Source organism: Streptomyces sioyaensis, from assembly GCF_004122735.1.
Taxonomy (GTDB): domain Bacteria; phylum Actinomycetota; class Actinomycetes; order Streptomycetales; family Streptomycetaceae; genus Streptomyces; species Streptomyces sioyaensis.
The window spans coordinates 1-19335 of sequence record NZ_SDIF01000126.1 but is presented as its reverse complement, the minus strand read 5'-3'; the positions used below and the strand labels follow the sequence as shown (position 1 = coordinate 19335).

The 19335-nt window shown below is 73.4% G+C and carries 15 protein-coding genes; 8 read left to right on the top strand and 7 right to left on the bottom strand.

The window, feature by feature from the left end:
* Nucleotides 1-168 precede the first annotated feature (168 nt).
* The gene (locus EST54_RS28775; protein ID WP_129250634.1) at nucleotides 169-522 is read left to right on the top strand and encodes a hypothetical protein; all 354 of its coding nucleotides are present in this window, start codon (nucleotides 169-171) and stop codon (nucleotides 520-522) included.
* A 49-nt stretch (nucleotides 523-571) separates the two neighbouring features.
* Nucleotides 572-1897 carry a dGTP triphosphohydrolase gene (dgt, locus tag EST54_RS28770; RefSeq protein ID WP_239012721.1) on the top strand — a complete coding sequence of 442 codons (1326 nt, stop codon included), beginning with the start codon at nucleotides 572-574 and terminating at the stop codon, nucleotides 1895-1897.
* 203 nt (nucleotides 1898-2100) lie between these two features.
* Here dgt and EST54_RS28765 read toward each other — a convergent pair whose 3' ends face one another.
* The 7 genes from EST54_RS28765 to EST54_RS28735 all read right to left on the bottom strand — a co-directional run bounded on the left by EST54_RS28765 (nucleotide 2101) and on the right by EST54_RS28735 (nucleotide 8849).
* Nucleotides 2101-2982: a cytochrome c biogenesis CcdA family protein gene (locus EST54_RS28765; protein ID WP_129250633.1), complete on the bottom strand. Its 882-nt coding sequence runs from the start codon at nucleotides 2980-2982 to the stop codon at nucleotides 2101-2103.
* Entirely contained in the window at nucleotides 2979-3755 is a 777-nt protein-coding gene (locus EST54_RS28760; protein ID WP_129250632.1) for a DsbA family protein, read from the bottom strand. Before EST54_RS28760 ends, EST54_RS28765 begins: the two co-directional genes overlap by 4 nt.
* Nucleotides 3756-3811: 56 nt before the next feature.
* Nucleotides 3812-4318, bottom strand: a complete 507-nt coding sequence (locus EST54_RS28755; protein ID WP_129250631.1) for a hypothetical protein — start codon at nucleotides 4316-4318, stop codon at nucleotides 3812-3814.
* A gap of 125 nt (nucleotides 4319-4443) precedes the next feature.
* Nucleotides 4444-4905 carry an ATP-binding protein gene (locus EST54_RS28750; RefSeq protein ID WP_372448217.1) on the bottom strand — a complete coding sequence of 154 codons (462 nt, stop codon included), beginning with the start codon at nucleotides 4903-4905 and terminating at the stop codon, nucleotides 4444-4446.
* A 340-nt stretch (nucleotides 4906-5245) separates the two neighbouring features.
* Entirely contained in the window at nucleotides 5246-6013 is a 768-nt protein-coding gene (locus tag EST54_RS28745) for an enoyl-CoA hydratase/isomerase family protein (RefSeq protein ID WP_129250629.1), read from the bottom strand.
* Between the two features lie 81 nt (nucleotides 6014-6094).
* Nucleotides 6095-7333, bottom strand: coding sequence for a L,D-transpeptidase (locus EST54_RS28740; RefSeq protein WP_244942637.1), 1239 nt, complete (start codon nucleotides 7331-7333; stop codon nucleotides 6095-6097).
* A 211-nt stretch (nucleotides 7334-7544) separates the two neighbouring features.
* Complete coding sequence (locus EST54_RS28735; RefSeq protein ID WP_239012722.1) at nucleotides 7545-8849, bottom strand: L,D-transpeptidase; 1305 nt, start codon at nucleotides 8847-8849, stop codon at nucleotides 7545-7547.
* 253 nt (nucleotides 8850-9102) lie between these two features.
* On the opposite strand from EST54_RS28735, the gene glgX reads away from it, so the two are divergent.
* From glgX to EST54_RS28705, 6 genes are all read left to right on the top strand, one after another.
* Nucleotides 9103-11358, top strand: a complete 2256-nt coding sequence (glgX, locus tag EST54_RS28730; protein ID WP_129250628.1) for a glycogen debranching protein GlgX — start codon at nucleotides 9103-9105, stop codon at nucleotides 11356-11358.
* 124 nt (nucleotides 11359-11482) lie between these two features.
* Complete coding sequence (locus EST54_RS28725) at nucleotides 11483-13363, top strand: ABC transporter ATP-binding protein (protein WP_129250627.1); 1881 nt, start codon at nucleotides 11483-11485, stop codon at nucleotides 13361-13363.
* Complete coding sequence (locus EST54_RS28720) at nucleotides 13360-15339, top strand: ABC transporter ATP-binding protein (protein WP_129250626.1); 1980 nt, start codon at nucleotides 13360-13362, stop codon at nucleotides 15337-15339. Before EST54_RS28725 ends, EST54_RS28720 begins: the two co-directional genes overlap by 4 nt.
* A 284-nt stretch (nucleotides 15340-15623) precedes the next feature.
* Entirely contained in the window at nucleotides 15624-16154 is a 531-nt protein-coding gene (locus EST54_RS28715; protein WP_129250625.1) for a DinB family protein, read from the top strand.
* A 259-nt stretch (nucleotides 16155-16413) separates the two neighbouring features.
* Nucleotides 16414-18240, top strand: a complete 1827-nt coding sequence (locus EST54_RS28710) for an ABC transporter transmembrane domain-containing protein (RefSeq protein WP_129250624.1) — start codon at nucleotides 16414-16416, stop codon at nucleotides 18238-18240.
* Nucleotides 18237-19335: ABC transporter transmembrane domain-containing protein (locus tag EST54_RS28705; RefSeq protein ID WP_135796904.1), on the top strand; the 1099-nt coding region annotated here is incomplete at its 3' end. The genes EST54_RS28710 and EST54_RS28705, both read left to right, overlap by 4 nt.

Sequence of the window (19335 nt, the reverse complement as noted above, 5' to 3'; positions counted from 1 at the left end):
CACCACAACCGGACCCCGCCCCCACCCCCGCCCGTCACACCCTGGCCAGGGGACCGTCACCGTCCCGGTGCTAAATCGTGGGTGTGAGCGGGCATGCATGCGGTCATGGGAAGCCGCGAAGTGCGATCGGAAGATCAACTGTCAGTGGGGCCGCCTACGCTCCGGGGCATGGGTTACGCAAACCTGCGCGAACTCCAGTCCGCGCTGACCACCGCCTCCGACCTTGCCTCGTCCCTGCAGTCCGCGCCCAGCCGGCGCGACGCGGACCAGCTCGTCCACGTCCTCCGGCAAGCGCTGACCGCCGCCAGCTCGCTGGGCGCGGAGACCGGCCCGACCGGCTGCGCCATACATCCGCACGGCGCGGTCGACCCGCTGTACGGCGATCCGGAAGACCCCTTGCCGCCGGGTTACGGCAAGTGCCTGCTGTGCAACGACCGCCGGCGCCGGGCCGACGCCCACCCCCCGCACACCCGCCCGCACGCCCGTCTCCCCGCGCGCTGGCGGCGCCGGATGAACGCCTGATCCGCCACCGAACGAGCCTCGGCCAGGCGTGCGGGACTACCATCCGCGCATGCGACCTGCCAGATACAGCGATGAGGATCTAGAGCAGCACTCCCTGCGACGGCGGGTGCCCGACGACGGGCAGCGGTCCGGGTTCGAGCACGACGTCGACCGGATCCTGTACTCCACGCAGTGGCGGGCGCTGGCCGGCAAGAGCCAGGTGGTGGCGAGCGCCGAGCTGGGCGCGTACCACACCCGGCTGACGCACTCGATGAAGGTGGCACAGCTCGGCCGGCGGATGGCGGAGCGGCTGGAGCGCCAGTACGGCGGTCCGAATCCGGCGCTGGTCGAGGCGGCGTGCATGGCCCACGACATCGGCCACCCGCCCTTCGGGCACGCCGGTGAGCTGGCGCTGCGCGCCACGATGGACGAGCTGCACTTCGCGGACGGCGTGCTGGACAGCTTCGAGGGCAATGCGCAGACCCTGCGGGTGCTGACCTTCCTCGCCGCCCACAAGTACCCGGGCCACCGCGGGCTGCACCTGACCCGCGCCTGCCTGGATGCCGCCACGAAATACCCCTGGGAGCGGGCGCCCGTCGACCAGGATCCGGCGCGCCATGTGAAGTGGGGGGTGTATGTCGCCGACCGGGAGGCGTTCTCCTGGGTGCGGGCCGGCCGTACGGACACCGCCGTACCGGTCGAGGAGCAGGTCATGGACTGGGCGGACGATGTCACCTACGCCTGCCATGACGTCGAGGACTTCTACCGCACGGGCCTGATCCCGCTGGCCGCGCTGTTCCCGCCGGACGGTGGCGCCGGCGCCGAGACCGAGCGGGAGACCCGCCGCTTCCTGGACTATGTGCAGGCCAAGCGGGCGCGCGCGGGCGAGGCCTTCGACCGCGAAGCGGCGCTGGTGATGATGGCGGACATCGGCAAGCGGCTGGCGGTGCCCGCCCCGTACAGCGGCAGCCATGAGGACGCGGTCGCGGTCAATCGCCGTACCGCCGACCTGATCTCGTACTTCACCCGCGGGATCGAGCTGGAGGTGGGCGGCGAGGCGGCGATCCGCTACGGGGCCCAGCTGGTGATCCCGGCGGAGCGGCGGGACGCCTGCGCGCTGCTGAAGGAGCTGGTGTGGTGCTACGTCATCGACCGCCCCGCGCTGGCCACCCAGCAGCATGGCAAGCGACGGGTGGTCAGCGAGCTGCTGCGCTGGAGCCATGACGCTCCCGAGCTGCTGCCGCCGGACCGCGCCGAGGAACTGGACCTGCACGGCGACCGGCTGCGTGCCGCCGCGGACCACGTCGCCTCGCTGACCGAGGATCAGGCCCTGGCCCTGCACCGCCGGCTGTCCGGCACGGGCCTGGGTTCGGTCAACGACAACGTGTGGCTGTGAGCCCGGAGTAGCCCCGGGAGATCCGGAGCAGCCCCGAGAGAGGGAGCAGCCAGGAGAGGCGACGCGGCCGTGCACCCGGGGCACGAGGCTCCGGGCCGGGCCGGGCCCGGCGCGCCGGATGCACCTCGCCTCCCCCGCCGCCCGGGGCCCGGCCGACGCCGCCCTGCGACGACCCGGCCCGACCCCCGGCCGGGAGGCGGCAGCTACTCGCCGCCGCCTCCCGGCTGCCCGGCACCGCTTCGGGTCCGCTCCGCCCCGTCCTGCGGCTTCTTCTCCGGCCGCAGGGCGATACGGCCCAGCACCGCCGCGACGAGCAGCGCGGCCACCGCGATCAGGGCGTAGTCCGGTACGGCGTTCCCGATCCGCGTCGCCCATTCCTCGGCCCGGAATTCGGCGTCCGCGTCGAGAACTCCGGGCAGCGCACTGGTCCCGTTGAAGCGCAGGAACAGCACGCCGATGCCGATGAAGAACACCCCGGACAGCAGCGAGGTGGTGTGCAGCCGCAGCTTTCCGAGGGTGAATTCCCGGCCGCGCAGCCAGCCCCGGGTGCCGAGCTTGCAGCGGTCCCACAACAGCGCCAGCACGAACAGCGGCAGCGCCATGCCCAGCGCGTAGACGGCGAGCATCGAGGCGCCGTTCACCGGTGAGCCGCTGACCGCGGTCACCGTCAGCACCGCCCCGAGGATCGGCCCCGCGCAGAAGCCGGCCAGGCCGTAGACGCAGCCGAGCAGGAACGTGGAGACGGCCGACCGGGGCGTGATCCGCGCGGCCGCTGCCTGGGCGCGCCGGGAGGCGAAGCCCAGCCCGAGGATCTGGGCGAGGCCCATGGCGATGACGATCCAGCCGCCGAGGGAGATCAGCAGTTCACGGTGCCCGTTGAACAGCCGGCTGGCCGCCGTACTGGCCGCGCCGAGCGGCACCAGCGTCGTGGCCAGCCCCAGATAGAACACTCCGGTACGGGCCACCAGCCGGCCGGGGGTCGACAGGGAGTAGGCGAAGAACGCCGGCAACAGCAGGGCGCTGCACGGGCTGAGCAGGGCCAGCGCCCCGCCCAGGAACGCCGCGAGGTAGCCGATGTCGGTCACTTCCCGCCCCCCTTGGCCGCCGGCTGATGCTTGGCTGTCCGTGCGGCCTCCTCGATGGCCTGGGAGAAGACCGCGAGGGGCTGGGCGCCGGCCACCGGCCGGCCGTTGACCAGGAAGGACGGGGTGGACTGCACACCCAGCTGGTAGCCCTCGTCCTGATCCTTCTTCAGCGCCTTGTCGGCGTCCGCGCTCTTCATGTCGGCACGGAACTTGTCGAGGTCGTCGACGCCACTGCTGCGGGCCAGGCCGACGAGCTTGTCCTCGGCGAGCGCCGCGCCCTTACGGGTCTTGGCGTACAGCGCGTCGTGCAGCTGCCAGAACTTGCCCTGCTGCCCCGCGGCCCAGGAGGCCCGCGCGGCCCGCTCGGAGTCGGCGCCGAAGACGGTGAAGTTGCGGAATTCGATGCGCAGGGTGCCCGCGTCGACATACTTCTTGATCAGCTCGGGCTGGGTCTCGCGGGTGAAGCGGCCGCAGAACGAGCACTGGTAGTCGGCGTATTCGACCAGCACCACCGGGGCGTTCTTCTTGCCGACGGCCAGCGGGTCGCCGTCCGCGCGCCGGCTGGTCCGCTTGGCGAGGTCGTCGAACATCTTCTGCTGGGCGGGGTCCTCCTCGGCCTCCGGCGAGGCGGCGGGGGCGGCGCCGGGCTCGGTGTCGCGGCCGCTCTGGGTGGACTTGGCGATGGCGACGCCGATGGCGATCACGGCGACGACGAGGGCGAGGACCGCGCCGAGGGCGGCCAGCTTGCGGGCGGGAGAAGCGGTTTTGGGCATGCGGAAGCTCCAGACGTACGGAGGGGAAATTCAGACCGGTGCGTCGGGGCAGCGGCCTATATCCGCAGTACGGGCAGGAGCGAGGTGTGGTCGACGGCCGGCGCGCTGCCGGTCGGTGGCCGGGCGCGCGCGTGCTGCGCCGGCAGGTCCGCGGCCCGCGGCCCCGCGCCGGTGGTGGCGGGGGCGAGCGGCTCACCGCGGTGCGGGGCGGGCAGCGGGGCGGACTCGGAGGGCGCCGGCGCATGCCGGTTCGAGCAGCGCTTGGGCGCGGCGGCAACGGCGAGGGGCGCGCGGTCGTCGAGCTGCGGACCGCCGTGGGCGACGGCAGGCCGCGACGGTGCGGCCGCGTCCGCAGGGGGCGTGGCGCCGACACCGGTCGTGTTGGCATGGGCCGCGTCGGCAGCGTGGGCCGCGACCAGGCCCGTCCGCCATTGCGCCGCGGCCGTCGCCGCCCGGCCCGCCAGCCAGGCCTGGTCGCCGCCGATCCGGCAGAGCAGCGGTCCGAAGGTGACGGCGAGGAGGAGCAGCAGCGTCAGCGCGGCCGACCGGCGCACAGCGTGCATGTCCCGTCCTCTCCGTCCCGGTGTGAGCATGAACGACCCATCCTACGGATCGGCATCACGCGGGCGGCGCACCGGCCGGGCCCCGGGGCCGGTCGCGACCCCGGGCCCCGGCGGGGAGCCCGGCGTCAGCGGTCGGCGATCCGCACCTCGAACCAGGTCGCCTTGCCGCGGGGCAGCAGATCCACGCCCCAACGGTCGGAGAGGGTGTCGACGAGGAAGAGCCCGCGGCCGCTGAGGTCCGTCTCCTGGACCGGTAACAGGCACGGCAGCCCGCGGGAGGGGTCGCGGACCTCGACGCGGATCCAGCCGCGGCGGCGCAGCATCCGCAGTCCGAAGGTGCGGGCGCCGGTGTGGCGTACGGCGTTGCCGACGAGCTCGGAGACGAGCAGGACGGCGTGCTCGGCGAGCTGTGGCGTCAGGGACCACTGTTTGAGGAGTACGGCGGCGGTCAGCCGGCGCGCGATGCCGGCGGACTGGGGACGGGAGGGCAGCCGGACCTCACCGAGGGTCGGTTCGCCGGCCGGATCGAGTGCGGTGGACACCGGACCGCGGGGCGCCGGCAGCGGTTCCGTGTCGCTCCCGGGCATGCCCCGGTGTGCGGCGGCCGGATCGTTCCGCGGCCGCGGCTGCTCCATTTCTTCGAGGCCCGCCATGCCCCCATCATGGCCGCTGCCCGGCGGCCACGGGGGCGGAACCGAGGGAATCCGTTGTCCGGAATCATCGGTTCCATACCCCCGGGACGACATATGCCAACGGCAGTTAAGGTTCTGACAGGCCCGGCTGACCTGCGACGACATCCGGCGCGTGAACGAACGGCCCGAAGTGCCAACAAGGCTGCCTTAAGGCGCAATTAAGTTTTCCGTCATTCGCCCACAAGGGGCATCGCCCGCCGGGCAAACCTCAGCCCTCCCGCCAACATCAGCTGTTTCAGCGGAACTTGGCCTTTCCGGGACCCTCCTCGACGAAGCTGCGCATGCCGATGTCGCGGTCCTCGGTCGCGAACAGCCCCGCGAACCAGGTGCGTTCGACGGCGAGGCCGGTGTCGATGTCCGTCTCCAGGCCCGCGTCGACGCACTCCTTCGCGGCCCGCAGCGCCAGCGCGGGACCGGACGCCAGCCGCGCCGCCCAGGCGTGCGCCTGCGCGTGGACCTCGGCGGCCGGTACCACCCGGTCGACCAGGCCGAGGGCGAGCGCCTCGTCGGCCTTCACCTGACGACCCGTGAAGATCAGGTCCTTGGCCTTGGACGGGCCCACCAGCCGCGCCAGCCGCTGGGTGCCGCCGGCCCCCGGGATCAGGCCCAGCAGGATCTCCGGCTGGCCGAGCTTGGCGTTGTCGGCCGCGATCCGGAAGTCGGCGCAGAGCGCCAGCTCACAGCCGCCGCCGAGGGCATAGCCGGTGATCGCGGCGACCACCGGCTTGGGGATGCGGGCCACGGCGGTGAACGCGTCCTGCAGGGCCTTGGACCGTACGACCATGGCCGCGTGGTCCATGGCCTGCATCTCCTTGATGTCCGCACCGGCGGCGAACACCTTCTCCCCGCCCCAGACGACGACGGCGCGCACGTCGTCGCGGCGGGTGGCCTCCTCGGCCAGCTCGCGCAGCCGGTCCTGGGTGGCGATGTCCAGTGCGTTCATGGGCGGACGGTCCAGGCGGATGGTGCCGACGCCGTCGGCCACCTCGAGATTCACAGTCATGCCGGAAGGTTAGTACGCGTTAACGCGGGCGGGCCCGGTGCACTCGGTCACAGTGCACCGGGCCCGCCCGCCGTGGTCGCCCTACTGGCCGGCCTTCCACTTCTCCCAGGACAGGTTCCAGTCGCTGAAGCCGTTGTCCGGCTGGATCGTTTCGTCATGGGAGTTCTTGACGATCACCACGTCGCCGATGACGGAGTTGCGGAAGAACCACGCCGCCGGGGTGGAGCCGTCACCGCCGCCGCGCTGGTCGAAGAGGCCCACACAGCCGTGGCTGGCGTTGCGGGTGCCGAAGGTCGCGCGGCCCGACCAGTAGTTGCCGTGGATGAAGGTGCCGGAGTTGCTCAGCCGCATCGCGTGCGGCACGTCCTTGATGTCGTACTCGCCGCCGAAGCCCACGGTGTCGCCGTTCATCCTCGTCACGAGGTGCTTCTCGCTGATGACCATCTTGCCGTTGTACGTCTCGGTGCCAGGCGCGCCCGAGGTGATCGGGATGGTCCGGATCTTCTTGCCGTCGCGGACCACGGTCATCTGCTTCGACTTGGCGTCGACCGTGCTCACCTGGCTGCGCCCGACGGTGAAGGAGACTTCCTTGGCCTGGGTGCCGTAGACGCCGGGGCGGCCCTCGACGCCGTTGAGGTCGAGCTTGAGGGTGACCTTGGTGCCGGGCGCCCAGTACTTCTCGGGGCGGAAGTCGAGCCGGTCGTTGCCGAACCAGTGGCCCTCGACCGGGACCGACGGCTGCGCGCTGACCTTGATGGCGTCCTCGACGGCCTTGGGGTCGGTGATGCCCCGGGTGAAGTGGATCGAGACCGGCATCCCGACGCCGACCTGCTGGCCGTCCTCCGGGCTGTACTGGCCGATGAAGGTGTTCTTGGGGACGAGGGTGGTGAAGCTGGAGTGCTCGGCGGCCTCCCGGCCCTGACCGTCCACCGCTATGGCGTCGACCTTGTACTCGGTCGAGGCGCCCAGATGGCCGCTCGGCTGCCACAGGGCGCCGTTGCCCGCTATCTTCCCGTCGACCTCATTGCCCTTGGCGTCCTTGACCTTGACGGACTTGAGCTTGCCCTTCCGGGCGGTCACCTTCAGCGCGCCGCTCGTGGCGACGCCGTCCGCGCCGTCCTTGGGCGCTATCGTCACGGCCGCCTGCGAGGCGTCCTTGTCCCCGCCGGCCTTGCCGGCCGCCTTGCCGTCGTCACCGTCGTTGCCCCCGCATGCGGTCAGCAGCAGCGCCCCGCCGAGCAGCAGTGCGAGCGGCCCTCCTCCCCGGTGCGGCCACCGACGCCGGCGAGCCGGCACCCCCGAATTCGGCTGGACGTTCACGTCTGGCCCCTTTTCCCCTCGCACGGCCCGCGGTCCCCCGCACTCGGCTGCGGACAGCCGCGTGCTTGGCGTTAGATAACCACACCGCAGTGACAGTGAACTCCCCGCGAACGTCACCGTTTAGTCCCAAGTGCGGGGGTGGTGCGGGGGCAGGGCGTGGTCCCGAGTGCGGGGGTGGTGCGGGGCAGGGCGCCGCCGGGCCGGCCGCGGGTCAGTGCAGGGCGGATCCGGCCCGCCACGGTCCCCACGGCATGTTCCAGCCGCCGAGGCCGTTGTCCGGCGCGACCGTGCGCTCCGGGGAGTGCTGCACCACCACGGTGTCACCGACGATCGAGCGGTCGAAGAACCAGCCGGCCGGGGTGTGCGGCCCGCCGCCCTTGATGTCGCGCAGCCCGACGCAGCCGTGGCTGGTGTTCAGGCCGCCGAAGACCTCGGGCGGTGCCCAGTAGTTGCCGTGCAGAAAGGTCCCGGACCGGGTCAGGCGCATGGCGTGCGGCACGTCCGGGATGTCGTACTCGCCGCCGAAGCCGACGGTGCCGCCGTTCATCCGCGTCACCGACTGCCGCTCCAGGATCACCATCGTCCCGTTGTAGGTGGGGTTGTCGTCGTCGCCCGCGGTGACCGCCAGTACGGCCGCCACCCGGCCGCCCTGCCGCACCGTCAGCGTGTGCCGGGCGGCGTCGATGGTGCTGACCTGGTCCCGTCCCACCCGGTAGCGGACGGTCTTGCGCTGGGTCCCGTAGGAGCCCGGTCCGGCCTTCACCCCGCGCAGCCGCAGCTGCACCGTGATCGTGGTGCCCGGCCGCCAGCGCGCGCGGGGCCGGAAGTCCAGCCTCCGGTGGCCGAACCAGTGGGCGGCGACCCCAACGGCGGGCCGGGCGCCGACCGTGACGGCGCGTTCGACGGCCGCGCGGTCGGCGACCGGCCGGTTGAAGACCAGCGAGAAGATCATGCCGGTGCCGACCGTGGTGCCGCTCTGCGGCGAGAAGTAGCCGATCAGCCGGCGGTCGGGGGCAGCGGTGGTGAAGGTGGTGTGGCGCACGGCGCGATGGCCCGCGCCGTCCAGCGCGACCGCGTCCACGGTGTACTTCGCCCCGAGTTGCAGGCGGGCGTGCGCCGGGCGCCAGGCCAGCCCGTCCGGCGAGATCCGCCCGGCGACGTGCCGCCGGCCGGCCGCACCGGTCCGGCTGACCGAGACCCGCTCCAGCCGCCCCTGCGGCACCCGGACCTCGAACCGCCCGTCGGCCCGTACGCCGTGGGCGCCGTTGTGCGGGACGACCCTGATCGTCTGCTCCCGGGAGCGCGGCTTGTCGCCGGTGAACACCTCCGCGTCCGCGCAGCCGGCCAGCGCCGCCGCCCCCGCCAGCCCGGCCAGGGCCGCGAGGGCGAGGCGGACCCGCCCGGCCGGCCGTGCCGCCGCCCGGCTCCGCGCCCGGCCCGGCATGCGGTCCCGTACCCGGGTGCTGCCGCGGAGGTGCGCTCGGTCCTCTGCTCGGTCCTGCTGATGGGCGGTCATATACCGGATTGTGACGGATGAGGCGCGAGATGGGAGGTATGCCGTGAAACGGAATGTCACGGACACCGCGGAGACAGACGCGGAGACGGACAATGAGCCCCCGCCGCGCGACGCGTGAGGCAACGGCCGGTTGCGGGAAGAACAACGGGGAGGGCGGGACACCTGCACGGCCGGGACTCCCCCAGCGCATGCCGGGAGGTCCCTCCGTGCCGGACTCCGCCCGACCGAGCCATGAGCCGCAGGAGGCCGGTACGTGTCGAGCGCACCCGAGCAGGAGGCGGTGGCGGACGAACCGCTCGCCCCACCCGCGGACATCCGCCCCGGCAGCCCCACCCCTCTCGGGGCCCGCCACCGCACCGGCCCCGACGGCATCGCCGGCACCAACTTCGCCCTCTGGGCGGGCGGCGCCGAGGCCGTGGAGCTGTGTCTCTTCGACGACGCGGAGCGCGAGACGCGCCATCCGCTCACCGAGCTCACCCATGAGATCTGGCACGGCTTCCTGCCCGGTGTCGGCCCCGGGCAGCGCTACGGCTACCGGGTCCACGGCCGCTGGGACCCCTGGGCCGGCGCCCGCTGGAATCCGGCGAAGCTGCTGCTGGATCCGTACGCCAGGGCCGTGGACGGCGACTTCGGCACCCGTACGGAGCCGGCCGGACCGGGGTCCGCGCTGCCCGCCCAGCTCTACGGCCACGTCCGCGACTGGCCGCAGCAGCAGCTCGCCGACACCGTGCGCGACGACCGGGACTCGGCGCCGTACGTCCCCAAGGGCGTGGTGGTGGGCGAGGACACCGCGGACGAGGGCGGCGCCGACGAGTGGCAGGACGACCGCCGGCCCAAGACGCCCTGGCCGGATTCCGTGCTCTACGAGCTGCACGTACGCGGCTTCACGATGCGGCACCCCGGGATCCCGGAGCGGCTGCGCGGCACCTACGCCGGGCTGGCGCACCCCGCCGCGCTGGAGCACCTCGTCCGGCTCGGGGTCACCGCCGTCGAGCTGCTGCCCGTCCACCAGTTCGCGCACGAGGACCACCTGGTGCGCCGGGGGCTGCGCAACTACTGGGGCTACAACTCCGTCGGCTATTTCGCGCCACACGCCGGATATGCGGCCACCGGCACCCGGGGGCAGCAGGTCGGCGAGTTCAAGCGGATGGTGCGGGCGCTGCACGACGCCGGCATCGAAGTGATCCTCGACGTCGTCTACAACCACACCGCGGAAGCCGGCGAGCTGGGCCCGACGCTCTCCCTGCGCGGCATCGACAACCGCGGCTACTACCGTCTGGCGGGCGACGCGCGCCGCTACGCGGACTACACCGGCTGCGGCAACACCCTGCACGTCGTGCAGCCCCATGTCCTACGGCTGATCACCGATTCGCTGCGCTACTGGGTCACCGAAATGGGCGTGGACGGCTTCCGCTTCGACCTGGCGGCGGCGCTGGCTCGTTCCATGCACGACGTCGACATGCTCTCCCCGTTCCTCGCGGTGATCGCGCAGGACCCGGTGCTGCGCCGGGTCAAGCTGATCGCCGAGCCGTGGGACGTGGGATCCGGCGGCTATCAGGTCGGTGCCTTCCCCCCGTTGTGGACGGAGTGGAACGACCGCTACCGCGACACCGTCCGCGACTTCTGGCGCGGCGCCCAGCACGACGTCCGCGATCTGGGCTACCGGCTCTCCGGGTCGAGCGACCTCTACGCCTGGGGCGGCCGCCGCCCGTACGCCTCGGTCAACTTCATCACCGCGCACGACGGCTTCACCCTGCGCGATCTGGTCACCTACGAGCACAAGCGCAATGCCGGCAACGGCGAGGGCAACCGCGACGGCACCCACGACAACCGCTCCTGGAACTGCGGCACCGAAGGGGAGACCGACGACCCGGACGTCACCGCACTGCGCCACCGCCAACTGCGCAACCTGCTGACCACCCTCCTGCTGTCGACGGGCGTGCCGATGCTGGTGGCCGGCGACGAGATGGGCCGCACCCAGCACGGCAACAACAACGCCTACTGCCAGGACAACCCCACCAGCTGGCTCGACTGGTCACTCCTGGACGACCCGCAGTGGCGCCTGCTGGCGGCCCTCGCCGCCCGCCTCATCGCCCTGCGCCGTGCCCACCCCGTCCTGCGCCGGCGGGCGTTCTTCTCCGGGCGGCCGCATCACCAGGGCGGCCTGCGCGATCTGGCCTGGTTCACCGCGGACGGCGCGGAGATGACCGAACAGGACTGGTACACCCCGGGGGCGACGCTGGGCATGTACCTCTCCGGGAACGACATCTCCCAGCGCGACGACCGGGGCATCCGCATCGTCGACGACAGCTTCCTCGCCGTCCTGCACGCCGCCCCCCAGCCCCGCCAGGTCACCCTCCCCGGCCCGCCCTGGGCCCGCGCCTACGAACTCCTCGTCGACACCGCGCGGGAGGAGCAGCCGGGTCCGGCGGAGCCGCCGTACGCGGCGGGCGGCGCGCTCACCCTGGGCGGGCGGTCGGTGGTGCTGTTCCGGGCCGTGCCGGGGTGAGGCGCGGCCCGGCGCCTGCCGCGGCGGGCGGCGGCCGGGCAGCGGCTCGAAACAGCGGGCCCGGGCGGTGCCGCGGCGAAATCCACATGAGCGTTGTCAGTGGGGCGCCTTACGCTCGCGAGTGATGGCCGATACCGCGCAGACGACGAACCAGACCGACCGGACCGACTTACCCCAACGCTCCGCAGTGCGCTCGCTGTTGCGCCTGTGGCCGTTCATCCGCCCCGTGCGGGCGCGCCTGGGCGTGGCCGCGTGCGTGGCGGTGCTCGCCTCGTGCATCAGCCTGGTCATCCCTCTGGTGCTCAAGTGGCTGGTGGACGGGCCCGTGGCGGCGCGCGACCCGGGCGGGGCGTGGCTCGGCGGCGCCTTCCTGCTGCTCCTCGGGCTGGCTGAGGCGCTGCTGTTCGGACTGCGCCGCTGGCTGGTGGCGCGCCCGCTGGCCGGGGTCGAGGCGACGATGCGCGAGACGCTCTACCGCCATCTGCAGCGGCTGCCGGTGGCCTTCCACGACCGCTGGCCGTCGGGCCAGTTGCTGTCGCGGGGGACCACCGACCTTCAGCTGCTGCGGATGTTCTTCGCCTTCCCGCTGATGTTCCTGCTGGTCAACGGGGTGACCATCCTGGTGGGCGCAGTGATCCTCCTGGTCCAGCGCTGGTCGCTGGGGCTGGTGCTGCTGGCGCCGGTGCTGCCGCTGATGGTGCTGTGCTCGGTCTTCGAGGCGAAGTACGGGCGGGCGGCGCGCCGGGCGCAGGACCAGGTCGGCGATCTGACGACGGTGGTGGAGGAGTCGGTGCTCGGCATCCGCATCATCAAGGGCTTCGGACGCCATCGCAGTCAGGCCCGTGCCTTCCGGGAGCTGACCCGTGCGCTGCGCTCCACCGAGCTCGGCAAGGCGCGGCTGCTGGCCTGGATCTGGGGCTGCATGACCGCCCTCCCGGAGCTGGCGATCGGCGGCGCCCTGGTGTGCGGGGCGGTGCAGGTGGCCGACGGGGAGCTGTCCGCGGGCACGCTCGTCGCGTTCCTGTCGACGGCGCTGGCGCTGCGCTGGCCGGTGGACTCGATCGGCTTCCTGCTGGCCATGAGCAACGAGGCGGCGGCGGCCACCGACCGGTACTTCGAGGTGATGGACGAGCCCGCGGTGGAGGAGTCGGGGCCGCCCACACCGGCCGTGCGGATACCACCCCGGACCGCCGGGGCCCCGACGGCAACGGCCGGGGCCGGGGCCGGGGCCGCCACCGACCAAGGGCTGGTCTTCTCCGGCGTCGCGTTCCGCTACCCCGACGCGCCGCCGGACTCCCCGCCCCTCCTGAGGGACATCACCCTGCACATCCGGCCCGGCGAGACGATGGCGCTGGTCGGGGCGACGGGCAGCGGAAAGACCACGCTGACGGCGCTGGTGCCGCGGCTGTACGACCCCACCGCGGGCCGGATCAGCCTCGACGGGCGGGATCTGGCGACGATCAGCCGGGACGAGGCTCGGGCCATGGTGGCGGTGGCCTTCGAGGAGCCGACCCTCTTCTCGGCGACCGCCGCGGAGAACGTCCTGATGGGCGGCGCGGCGTCCCGGCCCGGTGGTGCGGACGCCCAGGACGACGAGCTGCGGCGGGCGCTGGCGGTGGCGCAGGCCGACGGCTTCGTCGCTGCCCTCCCGGAGGGCAGCGCGACCCAGGTCGGCGAGCAGGGCCTGAGCCTGTCGGGCGGACAGCGGCAGCGGCTTGCCCTGGCCCGTGCCGTGGTCGGCCGGCCGCGCTTCCTGATCCTCGACGATCCGCTCTCCGCCCTCGATGTGCACACCGAGGCGCTGGTGGAGGCGGCGCTGCGCCAGGTCCTGTCGACCACCACCGCCCTGGTCGTCGCCCACCGGCCGTCCACGGTCCTGCTCGCCGACCGGGTGGCACTGCTGTCCGGCGGCCGGATCGCCGCCGTCGGCACCCATCACGAACTGCTCCGCGACAACCCCGAATACGCCGCACTGATGTCGGGAGAGGGAGAGGGCGCCCGATGACCACCACCACGGCCGGTCTGCCGTCCGACGATCCCGAGGACCGCGACGGTCCGCCGTCCGACGACTCCGAGGGCCGCGCTGCCCCGCCCCGGCGGCCGGGACCGGCACCGGCCGGGGCGTCGCCATCCGGGCCGTCACCATCCAAGTCGTCACCATCCGATCCGGCGACCGGGGTTCCCCCGGCATCCGACTCGTTCGCCCGCGATGCGCTCCCCGCTCCCCGTGGCGCCTCGCGTTCCCTGCTCGCTTCGCTGCTGGCGCCGCACCGGCGCCGCGTCGCGGTGGTGGCCGTCCTGCTGCTGCTCCAGCAGGCCGCCGTGCAGGCCGGGCCGCTGCTGGTCGCCTACGCGCTCGACCACGCGGTGCCCGCGCTGCGGGCGGGCGAGCACGGGCCGCTGCTCGCCGTGGCGGTGGCGGCCGCCGTGTGCGCGATGGCGTCCGGCGCGCTGCAGTTCGGCTTCATCCAGCTCGCCGCGCGCGTCAGCCAGGACGTGCTGCTCGACCTCCGCGGCCGGATCTTCCGGCATGCGCAGGCACTGAGCCTGGACTTCCACGAGCGCTATACGTCCGGCCGGCTGATCTCCCGGGCCACCACGGACGTGGAGTCGCTGCGCGAACTCCTCGACGAGGGGCTGCAGGAGCTGATCACGATCGTCCTGTCGACGGTCTACATCAGCGTCACCCTGCTCTGGCTGGACTGGGGCCTGGGCGCCGCCGCCCTGGCCTCCGGCGCCCCGCTCGCCCTCCTCCTGCGCTCCTTCCGGCATCGCGCGCACCGCGTCTACAGCGCCAAGTCCTCGGCCATGGCGAGCATCATCGTGAAGTTCACCGAGACCCTCAACGGCATCCGTCCGGTGCAGGCGTTCCGCCGCGAGCGCGCCAACGACACCGCCTTCGCCCGGCTGAACCACCACCACGAGCGGATCAACGGCGACACGCTCCTGGAAATGGCCCGCTATGTCGTCGGCTCCCGGCTGGTGGCCAATATCGCGCTCGCCGCCATCGTGCTGTGGGGCGCCTGCCGGGTGGCCTCGGGGGACCTGGCGCTCGGCGTGCTGGCCGCCGCGGTGCTCTATCTGCGCCGGCTCTACGACCCGATCGACCGGCTCGGGATGTTCCTCAACTCCTATGAATCCGCGGCCGCTTCGCTCCACAAGATCGCCGGGCTGCTCGCCCAGCGCCCCTCGGTCCCGGAGCCGGCGGCCCCCGCCGCGCTGCCCCCGCTCGCGGACGGGCGGCCCGGCCGTGAAGTCGCCTTCCACGAGGTGGGGTTCGCCTACCGCACGGGCGGCGAGGTGCTGCCGCGCTTCGATCTGACCCTCACGGCCGGTGAGACCGTCGCCGTGGTGGGTGCCACCGGCGCCGGCAAGTCCACCCTCGCCAAGCTGCTGGCCCGCTTCTACGACCCCAGCGCGGGCCGGGTGCTGCTCGACGGCGTCGATCTGCGCGAGCTGCCCACCGGCACACTGCGCCGCGCCGTCGTCATGGTCACCCAGGAGGCGTTCCTGTTCTCCGGCACGGTCGCCGACAACATCGCCCTGGGCCGCCCCGGCGCCGGCCGCGAGGAGGTCGAACGCGCCGCGAAGGCCATCGGCGCCCATGACTTCATCACCGCCCTGCCGGACGGCTACGACACCGACGTCCGCAAGCGCGGCGGCCGCATCTCCGCCGGTCAGCGCCAACTGGTGAGCTTCGCCCGGGCCCTGCTCGCCGACCCCGCCGTCCTGATCCTCGACGAGGCCACCAGCTCCCTGGACATCCCCGGCGAACGCGCGGTGCAACGCGCCATGGACACCGTTCTGCAGGGCCGCACCGCCCTGGTGATCGCCCACCGCCTCTCGACGGTGGAGATCGCCGACCGGGTCCTGGTCATGTCCGACGGCCGGATCATCGAGGACGGCCCGCCGGACCAACTCATAGCCGACCGGGGCCGGTTCGCGCAGCTGCACCAGGCGTGGCGGGACAGTGTGGGGTAGGGCCTGCCGTTTGGATCAGGCCGGATCAGGGAGCGGGGTCTGGTGCGGGCAGCTGCAAGGCGGAGGAGTGAGTCGACGCGATGGGGTCCCCCCGTCCGCCCGTCCGGGATGTGAGGCGCACCGACTCCGGAGCGTTATGCCCGGAGGGTACGCCGGCCCGAGGGCCATGAGTCGCCCGCGGCTCGCCCCACCCGCTCCGCGCCCGGTCTCCCGCCTGGTCATGCCTGAATTCCGAGAGTTCACAAGCCTGGACATGGCCCGCTATTGCTGCCTATTGTCGCGCCATGGTGCAAAGGGTCGAACCTCCGCCGGAACCACCGGTCACTCTCAGTAGTCCAGCCGAACTTCTCGCCGGCTACCTGGATTTCTATCGGGACGCCGTGCTGCGCAAGCTGGCGGGGCTCTCCGACGAGGAGCTGCGCAGCAGCCGCCTGCCCTCCGGCTGGATGCCGTTGGCCCTCCTCAAACACCTGGCGTACGTGGAGCTGCGGTGGCTTCAGTGGGGCTTTGCCGGGGAGCAGATCGAAGAGCCGTGGGGCGACGTCAAGATCCGTCGCGGCGAGTGGCACCTCGAACCGGGCGAGACCCTCGACGACGTCACGGCGTTCTTCCAGGAACAGTGCGCCCGGTCCCGCGCCATCGTCGCCGCAGCACCACTGGACGGCAAGGCAGCCACCCTCGGCGGCCGCGTACCGGCCGAGGAAGACCGTCCGACGCTGATCTGGATCCTCTTCCACCTGCTCCAGGAATACGCGCGTCACCTGGGGCACCTCGACATCGCCCGCGAACTGGCGGACGGCACCCTCGGCGAATAGGCGGCCCCTGGCCCGCCGGCCCTGCCCGCGCGACCCTGGCGCGCCGAGCCCGCCCGCGCGGCCATGGCGCGCGCCGGCCCCGCCCGGCCCTTCATCCCCCACCGCGCCCCGCACTCAGCCCAACCCTGCCCAACTCCCTGAATCCCAGCGGCTTTCCGCAGGAACCCGCGTGCATCGCGTCACACACCCCGCACGGCCGGCGGAACGCGGACAGGATGGTCACGGCGCGAGCGCGGACGACAACAGGGGGAAGACGGGGATGACGGACGGCTCAGGGGGACCGGGCGGCCCGGCCGGGCCGGCCGGCCCGGACCACCGCAGTGCCGGTCGGTACATCTGGTGGCTGGTGAGCAGTCAGCGGGGGCGGGTCGCGGCGGGCGCGACGTACGGCAGCCTGTGGATGGTGGGGCTGATGCTGCCGCCCTATGTGCTGTCCCGGGCCATCGACGACGGGCTGGTGCCGGGCCGGATGCCGGTGCTGCTGGGCTGGGTTGCCGTGCTGCTGGCGGTCGGGGTGGGCAACGCCTGGCTGGCGGTCATGCGGCACCGCACGATGACCAGGATCCGGATGGACGCCACCTTCCGTACGGTGCGGGCCGTCGTGGCGCAGTCGTTGCGGCTGGGTGCGGCGCTGCCCCGTAAGACGACGGCCGGGGAGGTCGTCACGATCGGGATCGGCGATGTCGCGGTGATCAGCCAGACGCTGACGATGACGGGGCCCGGCGTCGGCGGGGTGCTGGCGTATGCGGTCGTCGCCGTCCTGATGCTGGCCGTCTCCCCGCTGCTGGCCCTGGTGGTGCTGCTGGGCGTGCCGCTGCTCGCGGTGCTGGTGGGGCCGCTGCTGGGGCGGTTGCAGGGGGCCGAGACGCGCTATCGCGAGCGGCAGAGCGGGCTGGCGGCGCAGCTGACGGACCTGGTCGGCGGGTTGCGGGTGCTGGGCGGCCTGGGCGGCAAGGAGGTGTTCGCCGCCCGCTACCGGGACGCGTCGCAGGCGCTGCGCGCCGAGGGCTACCGGGTCGGTGCGGTGACCAGCTGGGTCCAGGCGCTCGGGGTCGGACTGCCGACGCTGTTCCTGGCCGCGGTGACCTGGCCGGCGGCCCGGATGGCGGCCCAAGGGACGATCACTGTCGGCGAGTTGGTGGCGGTCTACGGCTATGCGGCGGCGCTGGTGGTACCGGTGTCGTTCTTCATCGAGGGCGGCTACGACCTCACCCGGGGGCTGGTCGCCGCCCGCCGGGTCGTACGGTTCCTGCGCCTGGATCCGGACACCGCCGACGGCCGGCCGGAATCCGGTGCGGGCCCGGACGTTCCCGAGGCGCCGGCCGTACTGCGGGATCCGGCCTCCGGCGTCGAGGTGGTGCCGGGGCTGCTGACCGTACTGGCCGCCGCCCGGCCGGCCGAGTCGGCGGCGGTGGTCGACCGTCTGGGCCGGTTCGCGGAGTCGGCGGCGACCTGGGGCGCGGTGCGCCTCGACGAGCTCGCGCTGCCCCGGGTCCGGGAGAGCATCCTGGTCGCGGACAACGAGGCGGATCTGTTCGCCGGGACGCTGCGCGAGGTGGCCGCCGGCCGGCGGGACCGCGGCGACGAGGAGATCGGCCGCGCCCTGCACACGGCCATGGCCGAGGACATCGTCCGCGGTCTGCCGGACGGACTGGACGCACCGGTCGAGGCGCAGGGCCGCAATCTCTCCGGCGGCCAGCGCCAGCGCCTGCGGCTGGCGCGGGCGCTGCTGGCCGACCCCGAGGTGCTGCTCGCGGTCGAACCGACCTCGGCGGTCGACGCCCACACCGAGGCGGGCATCGCAGCCCGGCTGCACACCGCCCGCGCGGGCCGGACGACCGTCGTCACCAGCACCTCGCCGCTGCTGCTGGACCGCGCCGACGTGGTGTGCTTCCTGGTCGACGGCGAGGTCGCCGCGGTGGGCAGCCACCGTGCGCTGCTGGCCGAACAGCCGGGCTACCGGCGCCTGGTGTCGCGCGAGGCCGACGAGGCCGACGAGGCCGACGAGGCGGAGGGGACCGGCCCCGACGCCGGCATCGCCCCGGCCCCCGGGACCGCGGCCGCGGCGAAGGAGAACGCACGATGACACCGACGACGTCCACGAGTTCCCCCTCCCGGGCCGCCCCGCCGAACGGGACGGCGCTGCCGGTCGCCTCCGCGGCCGCGACCCGGCGGGCCGCGCTCCGGCTGATCCGGCTGGACGGGCGGGCGTTCGCCCTGATCCTGGTCCTGAACTCGCTGGCGGCCGGCGCCGGTCTGGCCGGGCCCTGGCTGCTGGGCCGGATCGTGGACGCGGTCCGGGACGGCGCCGGGGTGCGCACCGTCGACCGGCTGGCGCTGGTCATCCTGGTGTGTGCGCTGGCCCAGCTGCTGCTCGCGCGGTATGCGCGCTGTGCCGGCCACCGCTTCGGTGAGCGGACCGTGGCGCGGGTGCGCGAGCAGTTCGCCGACCGGACGCTGGCGCTGCCCGCGGCGACCGTGGAGCGGGCCGGCAGCGGCGATCTGACCGCCCGCGGCACGACGGATGTCGCCTCGGTCGCCCGGACGCTGCGGGACGCGGTGCCGGAGGTGTTCATCGCCGCGGCGCAGGCGCTCTTCCTGCTCGGTGCGGTGGTGGTCGTCAGCCCGCTGCTCGGGCTGTGCGGGCTGGGGCTGTTGAGCGGGCTGCTGGCGGTCCGGTGGTATCTGCGCCGGGCGCACCGCGCGTATCTGGCGGAAGGGGCGGCCACTTCGGCGCTCGCCGAGCTGCTGGCGGCGACCGCCGCGGGCGCCCGGACCGTCGAGGCCCTGGGCCTCCAGGAGCGCCGGCGGGCGGCGAGCGAGACGGCCATCGAGCGGTGCCGGGCCACCCGTACCCGCACGCTGTTCCTGCGCAGCGTGCTGCTGCCCGCGGTCGATGTCGCGTACGTCGTCCCGGTGGTCGGGGTGCTGCTGGTCGGCGGGGTGCTGCACGGACAAGGCCCCGCGGGTGTGACCTCCATCAGCCTGGGCACGGTCGTCTCGGCGGCGCTGTATCTGCGGCAGGTGTCGGCGCCGCTGGAGACGATCCTGTTCTGGCTGGAGCAACTGCAGAGCAGCAGCGCCGCGTTCGCCCGCGTCGAGGGCCTGGGCCAGGCCCCGCAGACCACCGGGCCCGCCGCCGCGGCCCTCCTCCCCCACCCGTCCCCGGAGCCCGCCCAGC